This is a genomic window from Nonomuraea dietziae (assembly GCF_014195505.1).
In the GTDB taxonomy this organism is placed as follows: Bacteria; Actinomycetota; Actinomycetes; order Streptosporangiales; family Streptosporangiaceae; genus Nonomuraea; species Nonomuraea roseola.
Genome location: NZ_JACIBV010000001.1, coordinates 7,126,425 through 7,148,294 on the forward strand (window position 1 = coordinate 7,126,425; position 21,870 = coordinate 7,148,294).

At 71.4% G+C, this 21,870-nt stretch carries 16 protein-coding genes, 1 tRNA gene and 1 pseudogene; 14 read left to right on the plus strand and 4 right to left on the minus strand.

All coding sequences use genetic code 11. The features are described from left to right. Window positions 1-107 precede the first annotated feature (107 nt). From FHR33_RS34030 to FHR33_RS34045, 4 genes are all read left to right on the plus strand, one after another. The gene (locus tag FHR33_RS34030) at window positions 108-452 is read left to right on the plus strand and encodes a hypothetical protein (protein ID WP_183656577.1); all 345 of its coding nucleotides are present in this window, start codon (window positions 108-110) and stop codon (window positions 450-452) included. Between the two features lie 32 nt (window positions 453-484). Beyond that, window positions 485-1,822, plus strand: a complete 1,338-nt coding sequence (locus FHR33_RS34035; RefSeq protein ID WP_183656580.1) for an SWIM zinc finger family protein — start codon at window positions 485-487, stop codon at window positions 1,820-1,822. Continuing rightward, on the plus strand, window positions 1,819-4,866 hold the full coding sequence (locus FHR33_RS34040; protein WP_183656583.1) for a DUF7824 domain-containing protein: 3,048 nt from the start codon (window positions 1,819-1,821) through the stop codon (window positions 4,864-4,866). Before FHR33_RS34035 ends, FHR33_RS34040 begins: the two co-directional genes overlap by 4 nt. 147 nt (window positions 4,867-5,013) lie before the next feature. Continuing rightward, window positions 5,014-5,382 (plus strand): PaaI family thioesterase, encoded by a 369-nt coding sequence (locus FHR33_RS34045; protein ID WP_221241367.1) that lies wholly within the window; start codon window positions 5,014-5,016, stop codon window positions 5,380-5,382. A gap of 34 nt (window positions 5,383-5,416) precedes the next feature. Here the strand turns inward: FHR33_RS34045 and FHR33_RS34050 are convergent, their stop codons facing one another. Then, complete coding sequence (locus FHR33_RS34050; RefSeq protein WP_221241368.1) at window positions 5,417-6,016, minus strand: TetR/AcrR family transcriptional regulator; 600 nt, start codon at window positions 6,014-6,016, stop codon at window positions 5,417-5,419. 83 nt (window positions 6,017-6,099) lie between these two features. Between FHR33_RS34050 and FHR33_RS52880 the strand changes: the two genes are divergently transcribed. Together FHR33_RS52880 and FHR33_RS34060 are read left to right on the plus strand one after the other, a co-directional pair. Then, window positions 6,100-6,981, plus strand: a complete 882-nt coding sequence (locus tag FHR33_RS52880; protein WP_183656586.1) for an NAD(P)-dependent oxidoreductase — start codon at window positions 6,100-6,102, stop codon at window positions 6,979-6,981. A 294-nt stretch (window positions 6,982-7,275) separates the two neighbouring features. Continuing rightward, window positions 7,276-7,348: transfer RNA gene (locus FHR33_RS34060), tRNA-Met, on the plus strand. 14 nt (window positions 7,349-7,362) lie between these two features. Here FHR33_RS34060 and FHR33_RS34065 read toward each other — a convergent pair. Beyond that, the gene (locus tag FHR33_RS34065; protein WP_183656588.1) at window positions 7,363-8,169 is read right to left on the minus strand and encodes an AfsR/SARP family transcriptional regulator; all 807 of its coding nucleotides are present in this window, start codon (window positions 8,167-8,169) and stop codon (window positions 7,363-7,365) included. Window positions 8,170-8,314: 145 nt separating this feature from the next. Between FHR33_RS34065 and FHR33_RS52885 the strand changes: the two genes are divergently transcribed. From FHR33_RS52885 to FHR33_RS34085, 4 genes are read left to right on the plus strand one after another with little or no spacing between them, the layout of a single operon-like run. Next, window positions 8,315-10,390 (plus strand): Agd3-related carbohydrate deacetylase, encoded by a 2,076-nt coding sequence (locus FHR33_RS52885; RefSeq protein WP_183656591.1) that lies wholly within the window; start codon window positions 8,315-8,317, stop codon window positions 10,388-10,390. Further along, on the plus strand, window positions 10,387-11,760 hold the full coding sequence (gene pelF / locus FHR33_RS34075; RefSeq protein ID WP_183656594.1) for a GT4 family glycosyltransferase PelF: 1,374 nt from the start codon (window positions 10,387-10,389) through the stop codon (window positions 11,758-11,760). The genes FHR33_RS52885 and pelF overlap by 4 nt, the downstream gene beginning before the upstream one ends. After that, window positions 11,757-13,085 (plus strand): hypothetical protein, encoded by a 1,329-nt coding sequence (locus tag FHR33_RS34080; RefSeq protein WP_183656597.1) that lies wholly within the window; start codon window positions 11,757-11,759, stop codon window positions 13,083-13,085. Before pelF ends, FHR33_RS34080 begins: the two co-directional genes overlap by 4 nt. Window positions 13,086-13,095: 10 nt before the next feature. Next, entirely contained in the window at window positions 13,096-13,788 is a 693-nt protein-coding gene (locus tag FHR33_RS34085; protein WP_183656600.1) for a putative glycoside hydrolase, read from the plus strand. Here the strand turns inward: FHR33_RS34085 and FHR33_RS34090 are convergent. Then, window positions 13,760-15,463, minus strand: coding sequence for a right-handed parallel beta-helix repeat-containing protein (locus FHR33_RS34090; protein ID WP_183656603.1), 1,704 nt, complete (start codon window positions 15,461-15,463; stop codon window positions 13,760-13,762). The genes FHR33_RS34085 and FHR33_RS34090 overlap by 29 nt on opposite strands. A gap of 67 nt (window positions 15,464-15,530) precedes the next feature. On the opposite strand from FHR33_RS34090, the gene FHR33_RS34095 reads away from it, so the two are divergent. Next, complete coding sequence (locus tag FHR33_RS34095; protein ID WP_183656606.1) at window positions 15,531-16,349, plus strand: TetR/AcrR family transcriptional regulator; 819 nt, start codon at window positions 15,531-15,533, stop codon at window positions 16,347-16,349. Here FHR33_RS34095 and FHR33_RS34100 read toward each other — a convergent pair. Further along, entirely contained in the window at window positions 16,346-17,257 is a 912-nt protein-coding gene (locus FHR33_RS34100; protein ID WP_183656609.1) for an adenosine deaminase, read from the minus strand. The genes FHR33_RS34095 and FHR33_RS34100 overlap by 4 nt on opposite strands. A 111-nt stretch (window positions 17,258-17,368) precedes the next feature. On the opposite strand from FHR33_RS34100, the pseudogene FHR33_RS53440 reads away from it, so the two are divergent. From FHR33_RS53440 to FHR33_RS34110, 3 genes and pseudogenes are all read left to right on the plus strand, one after another. Then, a pseudogene (locus tag FHR33_RS53440) lies at window positions 17,369-17,596 on the plus strand (ABC transporter permease subunit); the annotation flags it as partial. Between the two features lie 115 nt (window positions 17,597-17,711). Then, window positions 17,712-18,320 (plus strand): hypothetical protein, encoded by a 609-nt coding sequence (locus FHR33_RS50815; RefSeq protein ID WP_246452268.1) that lies wholly within the window; start codon window positions 17,712-17,714, stop codon window positions 18,318-18,320. 118 nt (window positions 18,321-18,438) lie between these two features. After that, window positions 18,439-21,696: a beta-N-acetylglucosaminidase domain-containing protein gene (locus FHR33_RS34110; RefSeq protein ID WP_221241370.1), complete on the plus strand. Its 3,258-nt coding sequence runs from the start codon at window positions 18,439-18,441 to the stop codon at window positions 21,694-21,696. Window positions 21,697-21,870 lie beyond the last annotated feature (174 nt).

Sequence of the window (21,870 nt, forward strand, 5' to 3'; positions counted from 1 at the left end):
CAGGAGTGCGTGACGCATGGTCACGGGCATACGTACTCTGTGGGAAGTATCCCCATCGTCGCCCGCTGTCGGATGCGTGCGAGGCAGCCGTGTCCGACCGTGGGGGCATGGAACTCTTGCGCCTGCTCCTCCTCTTCTTCCACCTGGCCGGGTTCGCCGCGATGGTCGGCGGGTTCTTCTACCAGATGCGCGTCAAGCAGCCCGAGATCGGCGGCTACATGATCGGCGGCGCGATCGGCCAGGCGGTCACCGGCGCCGCGCTGATCGGGGTCAGGTACGCGCTCGACCTGCCCGTCAACAACCCCAAGATGGGCCTCAAGCTGGGGCTCGACCTCGTCCTGCTGGTGCTCGCCGTCGTGGGGGTGCGGCAGCGGGTCAAGCGGCCCGCCGTCTTCTACGGCGTCGGCGCGCTCGCCGTGCTGACCGCGGCGGTGGCGGTTTTCTGGAAGTAGAACTGTCGGTGACGATCTCTAGTGTCCCCGGCATGACGAACGCGGTGCAGGCGTACTCCTACGCGGGGCCCTCGACCCTCGACGGCTCCAGGCTAGACCTGTCGACCTCCGGTGGCCGGGCGCTGTCCGGACCTCAGGCCCATCCTCGCTTCTTCAGCGGGCTGATCACCGAGGCCGCGCCCGCCGCCGCCGGCCTGCTGGCGCTGGCCGACGTGGCGATGACCCGCTATCACCAGCCGCGGCCCGGCTGGACCCGCGACCCCGTGGTGACCTGCGACGGGCAGCGGCTGCGCCTGGAGTCCTTCTCCGCGTGCGGCGGCGTCTACGCCAGGCTCGACCTCGACGCGCTCGACGGCGAGGTGCTCGACAGGGGCACCACCAACGTCGACGTCAACGGTCCGCTGCGCGAGGCGCTGGTCAGGGTCGGCGGGAAGGATCCGCTGCACCTGGGCGTGGGCCCCGACGAGCTGACCGTCACCACGCTCGAAGGGGCGGTGGTGGAGAAGAAGGTGCCGCTGCCCACGCGCTGGCTGCGTGGTTTCGCCGAGGTCCAGGTCATCGCCGCGGGCTTCGACCTGCGCGCGGAGCTTCGAGGGCCGCAGGCGGTGCGCTTCCTGCGCGGCCTGCCGCGCGCGTCCAAGACCACCGTCTGGGTCGCGCCCGCGGGGCGCGACCTGCGGATGGTCTCGGGCCCCACGTCAGGCGCGGTCTGCCTGTCGGGGGCAGGGCGGATCACCACGCTGATGCCGCTGCTCAGGTTCGCCAAGGCCCTCAGGGTGTACGGCCCGGCGGCCGGGAGCGAGTTCGAGGCGAGCGCGTGGGAGCTCGAGCTGCCCGGCATGCGCTACACCCTGGCGATCTCACCCCAGCCCTGGCGCGGCTTCTCCGGCGAGGGCGCCGTCCTCGACGACCTGTCCACCGACGAGGCGGCCGGCGACGCCGACGTGATCGGCATGCTGCTCAACTTCGAGCCCTCGGTGGAGATCGGCCTGCTGGCCGACCGCTCAGGGCTCTCCCCCTCGCGCGTGCGGGCCGCCCTCACCCAGCTCGGTACGGCAGGGCGCGTCGGCTACGACCTGCACGAGGCCTCGCACTTCCACAGGGAGCTGCCCTACGACAGAGACCAGGTCGCCGAGCTCAACCCCAGGCTCACCGCGGCCAGGGCGCTCGTCGACTCCGGCGGCGTGCGGCTCGACGGCTCGACCGCCGAGGTGACCACCCCCGGCGGCGTCCGTCGGGTGAGCCTCGCCGAGGGGAGCTGCACCTGTGAGTGGTGGTTCGACCACCGCGGCTCGCGCGGACCGTGCAAGCACGTCCTCGCGGCCAGGATCGCCGCCAGGGTCGCGGTCGAGGCCGAGGTGACCGCATGAGCGCAGAGCAGCCGACGCAAGTGGTGCAGGCCGAGCGCGCGGACGCGTGGGAGGCGGTGGCCGAGGCGATCGACAGCGGTCAGGCCGACCGGGTGGCGGAGGTCGTGGTCCGGCTGGACGAGGCCGAGCGCAGGCGGGTCGCGGCCGAGTTGCCCGGTCACCTTCCCACGGCCAGGCGCAGGGCGCACGAGCGGTACGAGACGCGGCAGGGCGAGGCGCACCGGCGCTACGAGCGCGCCCAACAGGATTTCCTGCGCGAGGCGACGGAGGGCGGCCTGTCGGAGGAGCAGGCCCACGCGCAGTGGTGGTCGGGCCATCACTACCGGTATGAGCAGTGGGTCGACTGGCGTGAGCGCGACCGGTGGATCGAGCCCATGCGGGTCGCCGGCGCGGGCACGATCGGCGGAGCCGCGGCGGTCGCCGCCTGGCTGCACCGCCGAGACCTGGCGGAGGCGGCGGACGACCTCGGCCCGATCCTGCGCGTCATCGGCGAGCGTCCGGCCGAGTGGCAGGCCGACCTGGCGGTCAGGCTGGCCACGCGGATCCGGGCGACGCGGCGGCGCGACACGGGCAACGCGGCCGAGCTCGCGCTGGAGCTGCTGCGCAGGAGCGGAGCCGAACCTCCCGAGCACGACCCGCTCGTCGTCGCGTGGGTCGCCGCCGCCCGCAGATCACGTCCCGACCCCCGGAGCGATCGATGGACGGACGCGCTCACCTGGGACGACCAGGGCAGGGGAGCGGTGCCCACCCTTCGTGACGATCCTCTCCTCGTCCACCTCCTGCCGCGGCTCTTCGAGGCCGAGGGCGCGGGGAACACGCTGCGCGACGACCCCGCCGACCCCGGTGCCTCAGGCTCCTGGCTGGGTGCCTTACGGCGGCTCGAGCAGGAGGGCAGGATCGACCGCACGCTGCTGCTCGACGGCTGCGTCAGTCGCTTCCTGCGCGGTGGCGGCGCCACGGACCTCCGCTTCTTCGCCCGCCTGCACGAGCTGCTGCTGCCCGCCCCGGACGAGACGGCCCCGTACACGCGCGACTATCTGCGGCTGTTGCCGGCCGCCCCAGGGCCGGTGGCCGAGCTGGCCGTGCGGCAGTTGCGCGGGGTCGGTCTCGGCGCCGACGACCTCAACGAGGCGATCGAGGCGCTGCTGTTCCGCGCCGAGAGCAAGCTCGTACGCGCCGGGCTGACCTGGCTCGACCAGGCCGCCCGTGCGGCGGCGGGCGACCTCGACCATCTGGCTCCCGCGCTGGGCTCGGCGTTCCTGTGCGACTCCTACGACGTGCGGGAGCGGGCCGTACGGCTGGGGGTCAAGCACGCTCGCCGCTTCACTCCCCTCGGTGCCGACGCCGTCCGCGAGGCCGGCGCGGTCCTCCCCGCCGACCTGGCCGTACGGCTGGCCGAGGCGTTCGGCGGTGAGGTCGTCCCCGAGGCGGAGGCCGACGACTTCCAGCCGGGAGAGCTCCCTGTCGTCGACGAGCGGCCAGAAGCCTTCCCGCCTCCGGCCGAGCGGGTGCCCTCGCAGGGCGGGGTCGCCTTCGAGAGCTGGTTGGCGTGGTTCGTCGGTGAGGGGGCGGCCTGGCGAAGGCCCGTGGAGGGGGAGACCTCCCTCTACGACCGGCGTGAGTGGCACCACCTCGAGGAGTGGGCGGAGGCGATGCTGCGCGAAGCCGCCGCGCCCGGCCAGGAGCCGCCCATTCCCGAACCTGAGGAGCCGCCCGCGTACGCTCACCACACCATCGGCGTCAGCACCTCCGAAGGCCACTTCGAGGTGGAGTTCGGGCAGCTGCCCGCCGCCGTGCGAGAGAGCATCACAGCCGATCTGAACGCGCGCGGGGTGCCGCTGGGCAATCTGGAGCACGTCGGGGAGGCCGAGCCGGTCGGCGGCGAGATCCTCGCGATCTCGATGGGGACGACGGGCAACTGGCCCACGCGCGACAGGAAGCAGGAGCCGCCACGCGACAGACTGCCCAAGAACGTCTCCATGCCGCATCTGGTCATGCTCCGCCGGTGCGCGGAGGTGCACGCCGCGCTCAAGGCCGGGACGCTTCCGCCGTACCTGCTGGCCACGCCGACCCGCACGGACGGTCACCTGGACCCGGCGGTGCTCGTGGCCAGGCTCGAGGGTTACGCGCGGGCGGGTGTCGAGGCGCTCCCCCTCGACCTGCAGCAGGCGCTGCTCCGGGTGCCCCGCGAGGTCGCGCCCGAGGTGGCAGGCCGGGCGCGGGCCCTGGGCACCCGGGCGGGCGCCACCCTGGTCGGCTGGCTGACGAACAGGCCGGAGCCGGTGACCCGCGTCGACTGGACACACGGCGACGGCGACTACACCCACGACCAGCAGCCAGGCGAGCGCCACTCGCTCCGCCTCAAGCCCCGCATCGTGATCGAGCCCACCGGTCTTGAGATCGTCGACGCGCTGCTGTCCGATCCTCAGCCCTACCGCTGGGAGGAGCACGGGCGCTACATGGAGTCCTGGCCGATGCTGCTGCCCGCGGATCGGGAGGTCGTGGCGATGCACCTGCTGCCGCATCTGCTCAACGAGTGGGACAGGCCCGGCTACTTCCACCGGTCCGTCGCCGCGCTCGTCGACGGAGACGGTCCCGCCGGAGAAGGGCTGGCCCTGCTGCTCGCCCGGCTCCTGGCAGAGAGAGGGCCCTGGCACGCGCGCGACGCCGGGACCACGCTGCTGCTCAGAGCCGTGGCACGCGGCAGCCTGCCCGCCGTCGAGTGCGGCCGCCAGCTGGGGCTGGTGCTGCGCAGGACCGAGGTCAAGCTCGGACGCGTCCTGGAGTCCCTGGAGGACTGCGCCAGGCAGGGCGCCCACCGCGAGATCTGGCAGCTCGTCGCGGGGATGCTGCCGGTCCTTCTGCCCGGCACGGACGAAAGGGCGCACGCCGGGCACACCCAGGTCCTCGGCTTCGCCGTAAGGGCCGCCGGTTGGGCGAAGGCGAGCGGCCCGATCCCGGCCGTCGCCGAGGTGGCCGCGCGCACGGGGTCGAGCGGCTTCGTACGGACGGCACGCCGCCTGCACGAACTGCTGACCCGCTAGGGCGACGCCCCGAGAAGTGTCGGTGGCGCTCTGTTCAATGGAGCGCATGCACAAGGAGACGCGGCGGCGCGGACTGTTCTGGGATGTGCAGGAGGGGCGGGTCGCGCCGCCGCCGCGGCGGTCCTTCTCGGCTGGGAGCTGGTCGGGGTGGATCTCGAGCAGGGGACCATCGAGGTGGCCTTCGTGGCGAGCGAGCAGTTCGCGAACCCCGTCGGGGTGATCCAGGGCGGGTTCCTGGCCGCGATGCTCGACGACACCCTGGGGCCCGCCCTGGTCGCCACCCTGCCGGAGGGCCAGTTCGCGCCCACCCTCGACCTGCACGTCCAGTTTCTTCGTCCGGCCCGTCCAGGACGGCTGCTCGGCCGCGGGCGCATCGTGCAACGCGGCAGGGAGGTGTGCTTTCTCGCCGGAGAGCTGCTCGGGCCCGATGGCCGTCCCGTGGCCGTCGCCACCGCGACCGCGCGCATCCAGACCGTTCGAGGGGAGGGCGCGCCGCCGTCCCGAGTGTCAGCCTGACGCGTGCGGGTGTGAGCGGTTCGCCACCAGCGGCTCATTCTGAGGAGGGGATGACCCAGGCGTCCAGGAGGGGCCCCAGCTCGCGCGCCACGGTGGTCAGGGCGCGCACGTCCCGCTCGGTCCTGGCCATCAGGATCGCGCCCTCCAGCGAGCTGATCATGAGTGTCGCGAGGGCCCTGGCCCTGGGGCCCGGCACGCCCATCCCCTCCAGCGCCTGGGCCACCGCGCTGCTCCAGTGGGCGAAGGCGGCGGCGGCAGCGGCTCTGACGGAGTCGCTGGAGTCGGCGCAGTCCACCGTCGCCGCGGCGACGGGGCAGCCCGCGACGAACCCGGCCGTCTCGAACTCGTCGGTCCACTGGCGCACCATCGCGGCGAACAGCCCGCTGGGCGAGGGCTCGGACAGCTCGCCGACAAAGCGGGCGACCCGCTTGCCCGCGTAGGCGCCCGCCCATGCCACGGCCTCGTTGACGAGCTGCTCCTTGCCTCCGGGGAAGTAGTGCTGGAGCGATCCCCTCGGCGCCCGTGCGTGGGCGGCCACGTCGCGCATGCCGGTGGCTGTGACCCCGTCACGCCGGATGAGCTGAGCCGCGCCGAACACCATCCGCTCGCGCGGCCCCCGTCCGGAAACCGCCACGATGAGCCTCCTCCTCTATGACGAGTGTCATAAGGCTACTACTATGACAGGTGTCATAGCGGACGCGGAGACGGCGGTGCGTCGTGGACGTGGGTTTCATCGGACTCGGCGTCATGGGGCAGCCCATGGCGCTCAACCTGGCCAGGGCGGGCACGCACCTCGTCGTGTGGAACCGCACCCCCGCCAGGTGCGAGCCGCTGCGGGAGGCCGGAGCAGAGGTGGCGGGCAGTCCCGCCGAGGTCTTCAAACGCGCCAGGACCGTCATCCTCATGCTGGCCGACGGCGCCGCGATCGACTCCGCCCTGGGCCGCGGCACTCCCGACTTCGGGGCGAACGTCGCAGGGCGCACGATCGTCCACATGGGGACGACGTCGCCGGGCTACTCACGCGGGCTCGAAGCCGACGTCCGTACGGCAGGCGGCGGCTACGTCGAGGCCCCCGTCTCGGGATCGCGCAAGCCCGCGGAGGCCGGGCGGCTCGTGGCGATGCTGGCCGGAGAGCGGGCGGCCGTGGAGGCGGTGCGCCCCCTGCTGCGGCCGATGTGCCACGAGGCGTTCACCTGCGGGCCGGTGCCGAGCGCGCTGCTGATGAAGCTCTCGGTCAACCTGTTCCTGATCACCATGGTCACCGGCCTCACCGAGGCCTTCCACTTCGCCGATCGACACGGGCTGGACAGGGCGCAGTTCCTGGAGGTCCTCGACGCCGGCCCGATGGCCAGCGGCGTCTCCAGGATGAAGGCGCCCAAGCTGCTGGCGCGTGACTTCGCCGTTCAGGCCGCGGCCAGGGACGTCCTGATGAACAACCAGCTGATCGCCGACGCGGCCAGGGCGTCGGGCATCGCCTCGCCCCTGCTGGACGTCTGCCACGCCCTGTTCGGCGAGGCCGTCGCGCTGGGGCACGGCCAGGCCGACATGGTGGCCGTCCTCCACGCGCTCGAGGCCAGGACCGCGGGCCAGGCGCCCTGACATCGTCCGCCAGGGCGCGAAGACCTCCGACGGCCAGCCGGTGGGCGCCCTGGCCGTCCGCGACGCGGCGGCTACACCGTCGAGGGCCTGTCGAGTGAGGGAGGCCACGTGCTGACCTCTTCCAGGCCTCGGGCTCGTCTTCCGCAGCCCCCGACCCCCCGGCACGGCGCGCCAGGCGCGCGGAAATGCAGTTGCGGGTTAATGGGGTGATTCGGGATGCTTTCCTCATGTACCGCAGCCGAATGTGCCACAGGGCTCGCACGCGACGTTAGGACGTCGCGTGCGAGCCGTCATGGCGGGTGAGGGTGCTGGTGTGCTCGGCGGTTTCATAAGCCGCACAAGGCGGGTTCGATTCCCGCACCCGCTACGACGCGGCGAAAGTCAGCAACGGGGGCAGCGGGTGCGCCGCCGCCTCGTGTGGACCGTTCTCATGGTGGGCGTGCAGGCCGTCAGTGAGGCGTCGCTGGTGAGAATGGCAAGCTCCAGCCGGCGTAGTTCGGCGCCGGGTTCGAGGCCGAGGTCCGTGCTGAGGATGTGCCTGCCCGCGCGGTAGACCTCCAGGGCCTCGGCCTGGCGGCCGGCGCGGTAGAGGGCGAGCATGAGCTGGCCGCGGAAGCGCTCCTGGAACGGATGCTCCTCCACGAGGACCGACAGCCGTCCGATGAGGTCGGTGTGGCGGCGTAGGCGCAGGTCGGCGTCCATGCAGTCGCCCAGCGCCGACAGCCGCTCCTCGTTCAGCCTGGTGGCTTCCTGGTTCAGCAGCGGGGCCCCTTCCAGGCCGGAGAGCGCGGGTCCGCGCCACAGGGCCAGAGCGGTGTGGAGCAGGTCGCTCGCCCTTTCGACCAGGCCCGAGGCCAGGGCCTGTCTGCCCTGGTGGGCGAGGTTCTCGAAGCGATGGGCGTCGAGCGAGCCGGTGGGGATGTCGAGGGCGTAACCCTGGGCGCGGTGGACGATGGCCTCCGGGGAGCCGAGCGTGCGTCGAAGCCGGTGAAGGTGCAGGCGCAGGCGTTTGACGCCCTGCTCGCCCGCCTCGTCGCCCCACAGCGCGTCGACCAGCGCGTCGCTGCGGACGACCTTGCCCGCCTGGCACAGCAGGAGGGCCAGCAGCGCCTGCTGTTTGCCGGATCTGACCGTTAGAGGGCGATCATCCTTTATCACGTCGAGCGCGCCCAGAATTCTGAATTCCATGGCACTCAAGAGCTTTTCCACGAACGGAGGATAGAAGCGCGGATCGAGAAATGGAGGAGAAACCCAAGAGAAATCCTCTGAACCCACACTCAAGCGAGAAGTCATCGGCCTCGCGGGCTTTAAACCCACCAAGAGGGGGAATGTCGTGAAAAAAGCCTGGTTTGTGCCGGTCGCGATCGGCGTCGTCGCCGCGCTGCCCGCCCCTTCGATCGCCGCGCAGAAGCCACCGCAGGGAGAGATCCGCGAGGAGACCCACGCCCACGCGGGTCCCGAACGGTCGGACGTGACGCGGCCCAGGCCGGAGAAGGCCAGGCCGCTCCCCAAGGCGAACCTGCGAGCGATCGAGGTCGAGCAGGAGCCGAGCGCCCGCGTGACCGCCTCTGGCAGGGTCGCGCTCAGGGCGCTGGTGATCGCGGTGGACGGCGCCGACTTCGGCCTGGCCACCTGGAAGGCGGCGCTCGATCGGGCCGGCATGCCGTACGACGTGGTGGAGAGCAGGTCGCAGAGCCTGCCCCCGCTGGTCAGGCAGGACGGCACGGGCGCGTACAACGCGATCCTGCTCACCAACGGCTCGCTGCTCCACCAGGGCGGCGACGGCTACGTCAGCGGGCTCGACCCCGAGGAGTGGAACACGCTGTGGGCCTACGAGCGCGACCACGGCGTGCGGCAGGTGTCGCTCTACACCGCCTACGGCGCCTTCCCCGAGGACTACTGCCTGCGTCCCGGCAGTGAGGGCGGCATCGGCGCCACGCCGGTCAACGCCACCCTCACTCCTGCGGGCGCTGCCGTCTTCGACCAGCTGAAGGGGACCGTCCCGATCAGCCAGTCCTACCTCTACCGCAGCGTCGTGCAGCAGGGTTGTCAGGCGGAGCCGATCCTCACCTCGGGCAGCGACGTGCTCGGCGTCAGGAGCACCTCGCCAGACGGGCGCGAGCGGATGGCGCTGACCTTCACCTCCAACCAGTACCTGCCTCAGGCCGACCTGCTCACCCCCGGCCTGCTGCGCTGGGCGACCAGGGGCGTGATGCTGGGAGAGCGGCGTCACTACCTCAACGTGGACGTCGACGACTGGTTCTCCCACACCGACCATCTCAGGACCGACGGCACGATCGACAGCACGCCGGGTTTCAGGATCAGCAGGAACGACGCCGAGGCGACCTACAACCAGCAGCAGAGCTTCAGGGCGAACAACCCGCTCGCCGCGAACTTCAGGCTGGCGCTGGCCTACAACGGCGAAGGGGCCAACCCGGGCGCGCCCAAGACCTGCGTGCTCACGCTGCTCAGCCCCGACCCGCTGACCAGCTACTCCCGCTGCAGAGCCGGCGCGTTCACCTGGATCAACCACACCTTCACCCACCCGAAGATGAACTTCACCGACTACCAGACCAGCTACAACGAGATCGCCGACAACCTCACCAGGGCGCAGCAGCTCGGGCTGAGCGTCGACAGGACCGTGCTGAAGACAGGTGAGTACTCAGGGCTCGGCGTCTATCACCCCGACCCCGCCAACGACATCGACCCGCCCACCGACCACGGCCTGGCCGCCTCCAACCCCGGCCTGCTCCAGGCGGCGAAGGCGGCGGGGGTGAAGTACCTGCACGGCAACATGTCCTTCGCCAGCCACCGGCCCTCCTGCTTCAACTGCGGCACCCGCCACCCGCTCCAGCCCGAGCTGCTCGTGGTGCCCGACTGGCCCACCAACGTCGCCTACCACGTGACGACCAGGGCCGAGCAGACGCTGTTCTACAACTCCTACTACGGGCCGCGCGGCAGGTTCCCCCACTGGCCTGCCGACCAGACCTACGCGCAGATCCTCCACCACGAGAGCGAGGTCGGCCTGCAGCATGTCATGTCGGGCTCGGTCTACGCGCACACCTTCCACCAGGGCAACCTGCGCGGCACGCCGAACCTCGTCTTCGACTGGGTCAACGCCGTGATGAACAAGTACAAGGGCCTGTACAAGGTGCCGGTGCTCACGCCGACCTGGACCGAGCTGGCCGCCTACGTCGAGGCCCGCGGCGCCCACTTCGCGGCGCTGCCGAACGTCGACGCCGTCCTCGACCGGGAGGCGGGCACGGTCACCCTCACCTCCCCGACGGCGGGAAGCGTGTTCGTCACGCACGCGGGCACGGGCGGCACACCGTACGGCACCGACAGGATCGCCAGGGTCACGCTCGGCGCCGGCACGCCGGTGACGCTCCCCGCGAGCGTGCGTCCGTGAGGGTGACGCTCGTCTCGGAGGGGACCTACCCCTTCGCCATGGGCGGCGTGAGCGTGTGGATGGACCAGCTCATCCGCGGCATGTCCGACTACAGCTGGGACGTCGTCACGCTGACCGTCGACGGGACCGAGCGCTCGCTGTGGGAGCGGCCCGGCAACCTCGCGACCGTGACCGCGCTCCCGCTGTGGGGGCAGCAGGCCAGGAGGAGCGCTCCCGTCCCGCCGTCCTACGCGGAGTTCCTGCGACTCATCCTCACGCCCGCGGTGATGGGGCAGGGCAGCGCCGCCTTCCTGGCCGCGCTCGAAGACCTGTCGCGGTGCGAGGACCTGCTCGGCGCGCTGACCGGCGCGCGGGGGCTCACGCTGCTCATGGACAGCTGGTACGGCCATCGCATGGACGGCATCAACCTGGCCGACGCCATCACCGCGGCCCATCTGCTCGGCCACATGCTGCGCCCGCTCACCGAGCCGCCCGTCCGCTCCGACCTGACGCACGTGGCGATGAACGGGCTGAGCATGCTGGTCGCCATGGCGGCCAAATGGCGGTACGGCACGCCGATCGTCCTGTCCGAGCACGGCGTCTACCTGCGCGAGCGCTACCTGCAGTACCTCACGGAGCCGGCCTCGCACGCCGTACGCGTGCTGCTGCTGAGCTTCTTCAGGCGGCTGGCGGGCGCGTCGTACGCCATCGCCGACAGGATCGCCCCGCACTCCTCCTACAACAAGCGCTGGCAGCTGAGGGGCGGCGCCGACGACGAGCGGATCAGGGTGATGTACAACGGCGTGGACCCCGACGACTTCCCCGTGGCGAAGGGGGAGCCCGAGGCGCCGACGCTGGTGTTCATGGGCAGGATCGACCCGCTCAAGGACATCCACACGCTGATCCGCGCCTTCGCGGTCGTCAGGGACAAGCTCCCCGACGCGAGATTACGGATCTTCGGAGGGGTGCCCGACGGCAACGAGTCGTACCAGGCGAGCTGCGAGGCGCTGGTCGGCGAGCTGGGTCTGGAGGGTGCGGCGATCTTCGAGGGCAGGGTCGCCTCACCGCTCGAGGCCTACCACGCCGGGCACGTCGTGGCGCTGACCAGCATCTCGGAGGGCTTTCCCTACACCGTGGTCGAGGCGATGGCCTGCGGCAGGCCGGTGGTGTGCACGAATGTCGGCGGCGTCTCCGAGGCGGTGGCGGGAGCGGGCTACGTCGTCGCGCCGCGCGATCACCGGGCCGTCGCCGAGGCCGCGCTGCGGCTGCTGACCGACCCTCCGCTCAGGCGCAGGCTCGGCACGCTGGCCAGGTCGCGCGTCATGGAGAGGTTCACGCTCCGGCAGTCGCTCGCCGACTACCGCCACGTCTACAGGGAGGTCGTGCCGTGAAGATCATCGTCGAGCCGATCGACGAGCTGGTCGAGCAGCTGCGGCCCAGGCTGGCCAGGGCGGTCGAGCCGCTGCAGGTGGCCGCGGCGCTGGAGTCGGAGGGGCTCAACGACAAGCTGGCGCGCGAGCGCTACGGCCATGCCGACGTCTTCTCCCTCGCCGAGAGCGTCTACGCGCGGCTCGTCAGAGCCGAGCCCGCGCCGCCCGCCGAGGCCGGCCGCGACACCACCTGGCGCTCGCTCGTCCACGGGCCGCTCTACGCCATGCCCGCCGCGCTGCTGCCCGCCGTGACGGCGCTGGTCGGAGTCGAGTCGCTGATGCCCGGTCTCGTCGTGACGACGGGGATCGGGTGGGTGCTCGGCTCGGTGCTGTCGCGGCTGGCCTACGGCCTGACCGGGCTCGGCGCGCCGGCCTCCGCGGCCATGACGCTGCGCAGGGGGCTGGTCCTCGGGGTGATCGTGGCGGGCGGCACGGCGCTGCTGTGGGGGCCGGTGTCGATGGTCGTGCTGGCCGTCGCGCAGCTGACCTTCCAGGTGTGCTCGGGGATCCTGCTGTTCCACCGGCGCGAGGGGCTGCTCGCGCTGCTGATGCTGCCCGCCACCGTGGCGGGAGCCGGCTACGTGGTCGTGGGCGAGCCGGTCGTCGCGCTCGTCGCCGTGGCGCTGGGCGTGCTGTCCATCGGCGCGGTGGCGTGCGCGGCCGTCCTGCTGACCAGGCACGGCAGGCCGGAGCGGCCGGTCAGGGGGCAGTTCACCGCGGACCTGGCGCTCGCGCTGGTCTACAGCGCGCTGACAGCCGGCTTCCTGCTGCTGGCTGAGGGAGCCTACGTCGTCTCCAGGCCCGACCTGGCGGTCGCGGGCGCGGGCCTGGTGCTCGGGATGGGTGTGCTCGAATGGCGGGCGCACCGCTTCGAGTCGGCGGTGCGGGGCGTGGTCAGGCAGGTGTGCTACCCGGTGGAGTTCACCGCCCAGGGGCACAGGCTGCTGCTGCGCGGCCTGCTCTGCTGCCTCGCCGCGCTGACCTGCCTCACCGTCGCCGTGCTGGCGATGACCGAGGTGAGCCTGCAGGGCGTGGTGATGGCCGCCGCGCACGTGGTGCTCGGCGGCGCCTACTTCGTGGCCTTCCTGCTGGCCAACCAGGGCAGGCTGGTCGAGCTCTGCCTGGCGCAGGGCGCGGCGCTGCTGGTGCACCAGGGCGCGGGGCCGCTGCTGCCGGAGGGCCCGCTGGCCGACGTGCTGCTGTTCCTCGCCGCCTGCCTGCTGTTGCTGTCGCTGCTGCTGGCCCTGATGTCCGGCAGCCTCAAGGACGTGTGGCACTACCGCTGAAGGAGCGCGCGTGAGATCCCCGATCTGTTTCTACTACGGCGACGGACGGCTCGACCGCCTCGCCGCCTACGAGAAGGTCGTCCTGCAGGCCGACTTCTACACCCCCGAGCAGCTGGCCGTCCTCAAGGGTCAGGACGTGCACACGCTCGGCTACCTGTCGCTGTCGGAGGACGTCGGCCCGCCCGCGCCATGGCAGCGGGCCGAGCGCAACCCCGACTGGGGCGGCGCGTTCGTGCACGTGGGCGACCCCGGCTGGGTCACCCACGTGGTGGAGCAGGCCAAGGCGGCGATCGCCACCGGCTTCACCGGGCTCTTCCTCGACACGCTCAACCTCGAGCAGACCTTCCCGGAGGACCTGCCCCACCTGCTCGCCCTCATCGCCGCGATCAGGGAGGAGGCGGGGCCCGACTACCTGCTGGCCAACAGGGGCTTCGCGCTGCTGCCCAGGATGGCCGAGCTGGTGGACGGCGTGCTGTTCGAGTCGTTCTCGGCCCGCTGGGTCGACACCGAGACCTACGCGCCGTGGCCCGACGACGTGCTGGAGGTGCACGCCACGGTGGCCGAGCACCTCCTGGAGTACGACCTGGACCTCTACGCGCTCGACTACGCCGACACCGCCGAGCTGGCCGACTTCGCCCACCGCAGGGCGGCGGAGTACGGCATGCTCTGCTTCGTCAGCGACCGCGTGCTGTCGAGGGCGTAGGGCGGATGCCCGCGCCCGCCACGATGGCGGCCACGCCCGGGTCGTCGTCGAACGCCTGCTGGGCGAGGGTCGTGTTGCCGGAGAGCGTCACGCCCTCAGGGGCCTGGCCGGGGTCGGCGTCCCAGAAGTTGCCCGTGAAGGTGACGTGCTCCAGCGGCGGCGACACGTTCAGCACCACGGGAGCGTCGGCCCGATGGACGACGTTGCCCTGCACGGTGACCCACGCGGCTCCGTAGTCGGTGTAGAGGCCGAAGTTGTAGGGAGTGATCGTGTCGCGGACGACGTTGCCGCGGATCAGCGCACCGGTGTCCCGCGAGAGGCCCTGGCTGCCCGAGACGTAGATGCCGCCGCCGTCGGCCAGCACCTGCATCGTGTCGTGCACCAGGTTGTCGAGCACCTGGGCGCCGCGCCCCTCGTAGACCACGATGCCCGCGTGCGGCACGTCGTTGACCTCGTTGTGCGACAGGACGGTGTCGCGGGTGCCGGACAGCAGGATGGCCGGTGAGCCGTGGTAGTCGCGCCCGATGTGGTGGACGTGGGTGTTCTCGATCCGATGGCGCAGCGCGCCCGAGCCGATGACCACGCCGCCGCCCGACACGTCGTCGACCACGCTGTCGCGCACCACGTTGTCCGCGCCTTCGCCGCGGAACTCCAGCGCCACCCCGCCCATGCGGGTGAACCTGCAGCCCTCCAGCGTGACCCTGGAGGCGCTCTCGAAGATCACGTTCCCGGGCATGGCCGCGGGGTCGCCTGGGACGGTGACCTGTCCCTGCCCTTCGGCGAAGGTGACCGTCTGGAGCAGGCCGCCGTCGTAGTAGCCGTTGCCGTGGTAGTGCAGGAAACCCTCGGGGGCGCTGGGCCGCAGCCAGGTCGCGTCGGCGAAGGTGATGCCGAGGAAGGAGACGTCGTGCACGTCCACGGCGTGCAGCAGCGTCTCCAGCACCGGCGCCACCACCTCGCCGAGGTCCTCGCCCGGCAGCGGCAGGTAGTGCAGGACCCCGCCGGCCAGGGCGAAGGAGCCCTCCGTCAGGAAGGCGGGGCTGTTCTCCGCGGAGGTCGGGGCGTCGGCGCCGTTCGACTCCCCGGCGCCGGGGCCGTCCCAGGAGATGATCGAGTGGTAGAGCCGCGCCGCCCAGCCGAAGGCCGGCTGCGCCATGGTGACGGTGGCCGAGCGGTCGTCGCCCGAGATCCGCGCCACCGGGCAGCGCGCCTCGGACCACGGATAGGCGCCCCTGTAGACGAACTCCACCTCGCCCTGCCACGAGGCTGGAGCGGGGTCGTCGGTGACGTAGCCGGTCTCGGTCCTGGTCAGGCGGTGATCGAGGGTGATGGCCGCGCGGGCGGCGCGCCGCCCCGAGACGTAGAGCTGGCGGGTGGCGAGGCCGGGGACCTCGGCCCTGTGGACGCCGTCGTCGTCCCTGCGCCAGCCGGTGACCGGCCGTCCTCCGCTGATGACGACGCTCTCCTGCTCGGCGGTGCCGTAGCCGTGGGCCTGGTAGACCACGCCGGAGTCGGCGGCCGAGAGCCTGAGCGGCTGGGTGAGCCGGTGGACGCCGGCCCTGAGGCTCACCACGGTGCCGGGCTCGGCCGCCGCGCGGGCCCGCTCCAGCGTCGCGAACGGCCGCTCCTGCGTGCCGGGACCTGAGTCGTCGCCTGCCGGATCAACGAAAAGCATGGGGGAGTCCTCTCGCGTGTATGGTGTACACATCTGGTATACAGCATAGACAGGGAGGGAGGTCAAGTTGAGTGATCCTGAGCGCAGTACAGAGCTGCTGTGGGGCGAGAGGTCCAGGAGCGGCCTCAGTCTGGAGCGGATCGTGCGCGCCGCGATCGAGCTGGCCGACGCCGAGGGCCTGGCCGCCGTCTCCATGCGGAGGGTCGCCGAGCGGCTCGGCTTCACCACCATGTCGCTGTATCGTCACGTGCCGGGCAAGGCCGAGCTGGTCGACCTCATGTGCGACGAGGTGATGGGCGAGACGGCCGGCGAGGACACGCGGCCGCGCGACGGCTGGCGGGCGGAGCTGGATGGGTGGGCGCGCGCCGACCTGGCGCTCCACCGGCGCCATCCGTGGCTGGTCGAGGCCGCGCACTCCAGGCGGGTGCCGGGGCCGAACGCGCTGGCGGGCTTCGAGTGGGCGCTGGAGGTGGTGTCGAGGACAGGGCTGCCGCACGCGCAGGTGGTGGCCGTGGTGACCCTCGTCGGCGGCTTCGTCGAGAGCGCCGCCAGGCAGATGGCTCAGCGGATGCGCACCGAGCGGCGCACGGGCGTGAGCGAGGAGGAGTGGTGGGGTGCGCGCGACTCGCTCTTCCAGCACATGGACAGGTATCCGACGCTGAGCCGCATCTACGAGGAGGGTGGCTACGACGCCCCTCTCGACCCGTTCGAGTTCGGCCTGCAGCGGGTGCTCGATGGCATCGAGGCGCTCATCCGTGATGAAACACGTGACGAAAATCGGTGTGCGGTATGCGGGAAGGCCCTCGACGAGATAAGTAAGGGCAGGCCGCGAGACTACTGCTCCCGCGCCTGCCAGCAGCGCGCCTACCGCATGCGCAAGGGCTAGAAGGCGAAGGCCGCCTCGAAGGAGTTGCGGGCCAGCTGGTCGAGCTGGGCCTCGCTCATCCCCAGCTGCTCCCGCAGCGCCCGGTAGTTGTCCTCGACGTACCCGCCGAAGTAGGCGGGGTCGTCGGAGTTCACGGTGACGAGCAGGCCCTCGTCCAGCATGGCCGGCAGGTTGTGGTCGCGCAGCGAGGGCACCGCGCGCAGCCGGACGTTCGACAGGGGGCAGACGGTGAGCGGGATCCGCTCCTCGCGCAACCTCGCCACCAGCGACGGGTCCTCCATCGCCCTGATCCCGTGGTCGACCCGCTCCACGCGCAGGACGTCGAGCGCCTCCCACACGTAGTCGGGCCCGCCCTCCTCGCCCGCGTGCGCCACCCTGTGCAGCCCCTCGCCCGCGGCGATGTCGAAGACCCTGCGGTACAGCGAGGGCGGGTGGCCCACCTCCGCCGAGTCGAGCCCGACCCCGATGAACTGCTCCCTGTACGGCAGCGCCGCCCTGAGCACCTCCTCGGCCTCCTCCGGCCCCCTGTCGCGCAGGAAGCACATGATCAGCGCGGCCGGGATGTCGCTGTCCTTTAGCGCCGCGTGCAGCCCGCCGAAGACCACCTCGAGCGGCACGCCCCTGATCAGGTGCGCCTGCGGGTCGAAGAAGATCTCCGCGTGCTGCACGCCCGAGCGCTTGAGATAGGCGGTGGCCAGGTCGTAGAAGTCCTGCTCGGTCCGCAGGACGGCCATGTTCTCGTAGTAGATGTCGAGAAAGGACTGCAGGTTCACGAAGTGGTAGCGGGCCCTGATGGCCTCCACGTCGAAGGTGGGCAGCTCGACCCTGTTGCGCCTGGCGAGCTCGACGACGAGCTCGGGCTCGAGGGTGCCTTCGATGTGCAGGTGGAGTTCAGCTTTCGGCCGCATGGGATCGAGTAAACCCGAGGGACGGCGGGGCGGGTATCGTGCAAACCTCCCAACTCTCGCCATACGACCTGGGGAAACAGCCATGAGAGTGGCCGACCTGCTCGCGCGTGCATGACGGTCCTGCGCAAGGTCGCCGTCCCCACGGCCATGCCGGCCGTCTTCGCCTCGGCGCGGATCTCCGTGCCGGCCTCGATCATCGGCGCCCTCATCGCCGAATGGCTGACGACGGGCGAGGGGATCGGCGCGGAGATCCTCCGGGCGATCGGCGGGTTCCGCTACGACGAGGTGTGGACGGACATCGTGGTCGTCACGGGGGTGTCGTTCCTGGCGTACGCGGTGGTGGGCGTCATCGAGTCCCTCGTCCTGGCCCGCTTCTCCGACGACCCCTGCGCGCGTCGCGCTGAGAGAGCCGCCTGTAGGGTCTGCGCATCGCAGTCGAGGCCGGGAGGCGCAGGTGAGGAGAGACTGGGCGTGGGCCCTCGGCATCCCGCTGTCGGTCATCGCGTGCGCCTGGGTGGCGTTGAACCCGTGGCTGTTCTGGCCGGGGATCGTCGTGGGAACGCTGCTCTGCTTCATGGCGTGGATCGTGACCTCGATGCCGCACGACCGGCATGGGCCCGGCGTGCTGGCGATGTTCGGCGCCTTCGCCCTCCTGCTGTTCGCCGGGTCCGCGGCGTACGAGGCAGCGATGCGGGCGTACGGCGTGCGCGCCGACGTCGTGGTGGTGGCGGTGGAGCACAGGGAGAACGACGGGGGTGCCGACTGGGAGTGCCAGGTGGCGCGGCTCGACGGCACGGCACTGCCGTACACGCTGACCGAGGCGACGGGGTGCGGCGAGGAGCTGGCGCGCGGCCGGCACGTCCGGGTGGTGGAGGACCCGCTGGGCTGGCTGCGCCCGAGGCTGGACGAGCCGCCGACCTTCTCGGCGGCGACCCAGCTGGGAGTCGCGGGTGGCGTCACGGTAGGCGTCGCCGCCTCGATCCTGTGGGGGCGGTCGCGCCCTCGGCCCGGTCGGGGAGCGTCCGTCGGGAGGGGCTCGTCAACCGGTCCATACCAGTATTGACCGGGCGGCACCCGGGTGATCTCATATGAGCAATCCTGCACCCTTTAAGGGTGGATTGCGCATAGGAGGACGAGTGCCCCCCAAACGTCCCGGTTTGATCATCCTTGCGACTGCTCTCATGGCCTCATCGCTGTTCGCCCCGGTCTCGGCGCACGCCGACGCCGTGGAGATCTATCCGACTCCTCAGCAGGTCACCACCCGCGACGACGGTTTCCCCCTCAGCCCGGTCGTCGGACTGGTCCGTACCACCCGTAGCGACCCTCAGGCCGAGGCCGTCGTACGGCAGGCGCTCCGAGCCGCAGGGGTGAAGCGCGTCAAGACGACCGACGGCGAGGACCCCAGGACCCCCGTCACCCTCTGGCTGGGCGGCGGCGCCGACAAGCTGGGCGTGGAGGGGTCGCAGGGCCTGCCCGCCGAGGGCTACGTGCTGGCCGCGGGCGAGGGTGTGGGCGGCAAGCACGTCGCCCTCGACGGCGTCGACGCCGACGGCACGTACTACGCCGCGCTCACCTTCGCCCAGCTGATCCGGCAGCGCCAGGGCAACGACAGGATCCCCGGCGTGGTCGTGCGCGACTGGCCCTCCATGGCCTACAGAGGCTCGATCGAGGGCTTCTACGGCACGCCGTGGTCGCATCAGGACAGGCTCGACCACCTGGACTACCTCGGCGCGCACCGGATGAACACCTACCAGTACGCGCCCAAGGACGACCCCTTCCACAGGGACAGGTGGCGGGATCCGTACCCGCAGGACAAGCTGGCGCAGCTCGGTGAGCTGATCGGGCGCGCCAGGGCCAACAGGGTGGACTTCACGTTCGCGATCTCGCCAGGCCTGTCGATCTGCTACACCTCGGCCGACGACGTGAACAAGCTGCTGGCCAAGTTCGAGGCGATCTACGCCCTCGGCGGCAGGTCGTTCAACGTCGCGCTCGACGACATCGACCCCGACCGGTGGAACTGCGAGGGCGACAGGGCGAAGTACGCGGCGAAGGGCCCAGGGTGGGCGCAGACCGACCTGCTCAACACCGTGCAGGACTGGGTGCGCGGCAAGGGTGACGTCTCGCCGCTGCAGACCGTGCCGACCGAGTACTACAACGCCACGGAGACGCCGTACAAGAAGGCGTTCAGGGACAACCTCGGCCCCGAGGTGATCGTCCACTGGACCGGAAGGGGCGTGGTGCCGACGGCGATCCTCAAGAGGGACGCCGCCGAGGCCAAGGCGGTCTTCGGCCACAAGATCCTGGTCTGGGACAACTACCCGGTCAACGACTACGCCCCGGGCAGGCTCCTGATCGCCCCCTACACCGGGCGGGAGAACGGCCTGTCCGAGAGCCTCGTCGGCATCATCTCCAACCCGATGAACCAGGCGGCCGTCAGCAAGATCTCGCTCTACTCCTTCGGCGAGTTCGGCTGGAACGACCACGCCTACGACGCCGAGCAGTCGTGGTTGAGAGCGCTGTCGGAGCGGGCGGGCGGCGACGAGGCGACCGTGCGGGCGCTGCGCGACTTCGCCGATCTCAACACCCTGGACGGCACGCTGCACCGCCGGCAGTCACCGGTCCTGGCCGAGGCGATCGCGAAGGGCGAGGGGCTGCGCGAGCTCGCCGAGAGGTACGCCAAGGCGCCGGACCTGATCGAGAGCGGCGTGCGTGACAGGGCCTTCGTCGAGGAGGCCAAGTCGTGGCTCGACGCGACCAGGTTGTGGACGAAGGCGCTGGTCAGGTCGCTGGACCTGCTCGAGAAGGTCCGCGCGGACGACGGGGCGGGCGCGCTGGCGATCCGCGGCGAGATCACCCGGCTGGTCGCCGAGGCCAAGGCCATCAGGGACGTGCGGCAACCCCACTCCACCACCTCCCCCAAGATCGGCGACGGTGTCCTCGACAGGTTCGTCACCGACGCGCTCAAGACGTACGACGCGTGGATCGGGGCCGGCTCGGGTCGCGCCACCGCCTCCAGCACGCTCGGCGTGTACTCCGGTCACGGGCCCGAGCTGATGACCGACGGCGATCTCGGCACCTTCTACTGGAGCCCCTCCTCTCCGCGCACGGGTGACGCGGTCACGCTCGACCTGGGCGCGGTGAAGTCCATCGGCGACATCGCGGTGCTGATGGGCAAGTCCTCGAGCCCCAACGACTACATCCGCTCCGGTGTGCTGGAGCACTCCCTCGACGGGCAGTCCTGGACGAGGCTGACCAGCGGCACCACCGCCGAGGTCCGGTTCAAGGCCCCTACGGGCACGCTCGCCCGCCACGTCCGCTACCGCTCGGCGGGCGCGCAGGACAACTGGCTCGTCGTGCGCGAGTTCACCGTCGCCACGATGGACGACTCGGAGACCAGGTTGACGGCGAGCGGCACCCCCGCGGGCGCCCTTCAGGCCACGGTCGACGGCAACCTGGACAGCGTCTACACGGCCTCCGCCGTTCCGGCCGAGGGCGACGCGCTCCAGGTCGCGCTGTCACGGCCGCGCCTGATCGACAAGGTCGTCGTCATCGGCACGGGAGCCGCCGAGGTGCAGGTCAGGACCGGCGGACAGTGGCAGGGGGTGGGCTCTCTCACGGGGCCCTACACCGAGCTGGACGTCACCGACACGACAGGCGACGCCGTACGGCTGGCGTGGACGGCAGGCGGCGCCAAGCCGCAGATCGCCGAGATCGTGCCGCGCTACGCCGACGTGCCCGCCGCCGAGCTCAGGATCACCCCCGGCACGCTGGTGGTCACGGCGGGTCAGCAGGCCACCGCCACGGTCGTGGTGAGCTCTCAGCTGGCCAGGCCGGTCACCGAGACGCTCAAGGTGGCCGCGCCCGAGGGCTGGACCGTGTCGCCCGCCCAGAAGGAGGTCACCGCGCCGCGGGGCGGCCAGGTGGCCGTCCCCTTCGAGATCACCCCACCGGCGGGCGCGGCGGGCCGTACCGAGAGGCTGTCGTTCGCCTTCGGCTCGGTCACGCAGGAACTCCAGGTGGAGGTCCACCGGCCGGTGGCGGCGGACAACCTCGCCAAGGGCAGGCCCGCCACCGCCTCCAGCGTGGAGGGCGGCACCGTCTTCGAGGCGGCCAAGGCCGTGGACGGCGACCCCGCCACCAGATGGTCGTCCAGGGCGGCCGACGGCGAGTGGATCCAGGTGGAGCTCGCCCAGTCCGTGGACGTGGGCAAGGTCGTGCTGCGCTGGGAGGCCGCCTACGGCTCGGCCTACCGGATCGAGGTGTCGGCCGACGGCGCCACCTGGACGCCCGCCGCCGAGGTGGGCGCGGGTAACGGCGGCGTCGACGAGGTGTGGATCGACTCGCCCAACAGCACCAGGTTCGTCCGCATGCAGGGCGTACGGCGGGCCACCCGTTACGGGTACTCGCTGTGGGAGGTGGAGGTCCACAGGGCCGCCTGATCGATGAGCGTCAGGACCTGCGTCGACCCCCCTCCGCGACGGTTCGTCCCTGGCCGGTATGGCCTGGGGCAGTCGTCCGGGAGGGGGCCGGCGCATGCGAAGGAAGCCCGAGGGTTTCGGGTGGATGCGGGGTGGTTTGCCGACTTGGGGCGGTCGGTTGGTGTTGCGCCGAGG

What these genes read in the sequence shown, in the direction of transcription:
- FHR33_RS34030 (WP_183656577.1), top strand. Translation starts at nt 108, where the DNA reads ATGGAACTCTTGCGCCTGCTCCTCCTCTTCTTCCACCTGGCCGGGTTC.
- FHR33_RS34035 (WP_183656580.1), top strand. Translation starts at nt 485, where the DNA reads ATGACGAACGCGGTGCAGGCGTACTCCTACGCGGGGCCCTCGACCCTC.
- FHR33_RS34040 (WP_183656583.1), top strand. Translation starts at nt 1,819, where the DNA reads ATGAGCGCAGAGCAGCCGACGCAAGTGGTGCAGGCCGAGCGCGCGGAC.
- FHR33_RS34065 (WP_183656588.1), bottom strand. Translation starts at nt 8,169, where the DNA reads ATGGAATTCAGAATTCTGGGCGCGCTCGACGTGATAAAGGATGATCGC.
- FHR33_RS34090 (WP_183656603.1), bottom strand. Translation starts at nt 15,463, where the DNA reads ATGCTTTTCGTTGATCCGGCAGGCGACGACTCAGGTCCCGGCACGCAG.
- FHR33_RS34100 (WP_183656609.1), bottom strand. Translation starts at nt 17,257, where the DNA reads ATGCGGCCGAAAGCTGAACTCCACCTGCACATCGAAGGCACCCTCGAG.
- FHR33_RS34110 (WP_221241370.1), top strand. Translation starts at nt 18,439, where the DNA reads ATGGCCTCATCGCTGTTCGCCCCGGTCTCGGCGCACGCCGACGCCGTG.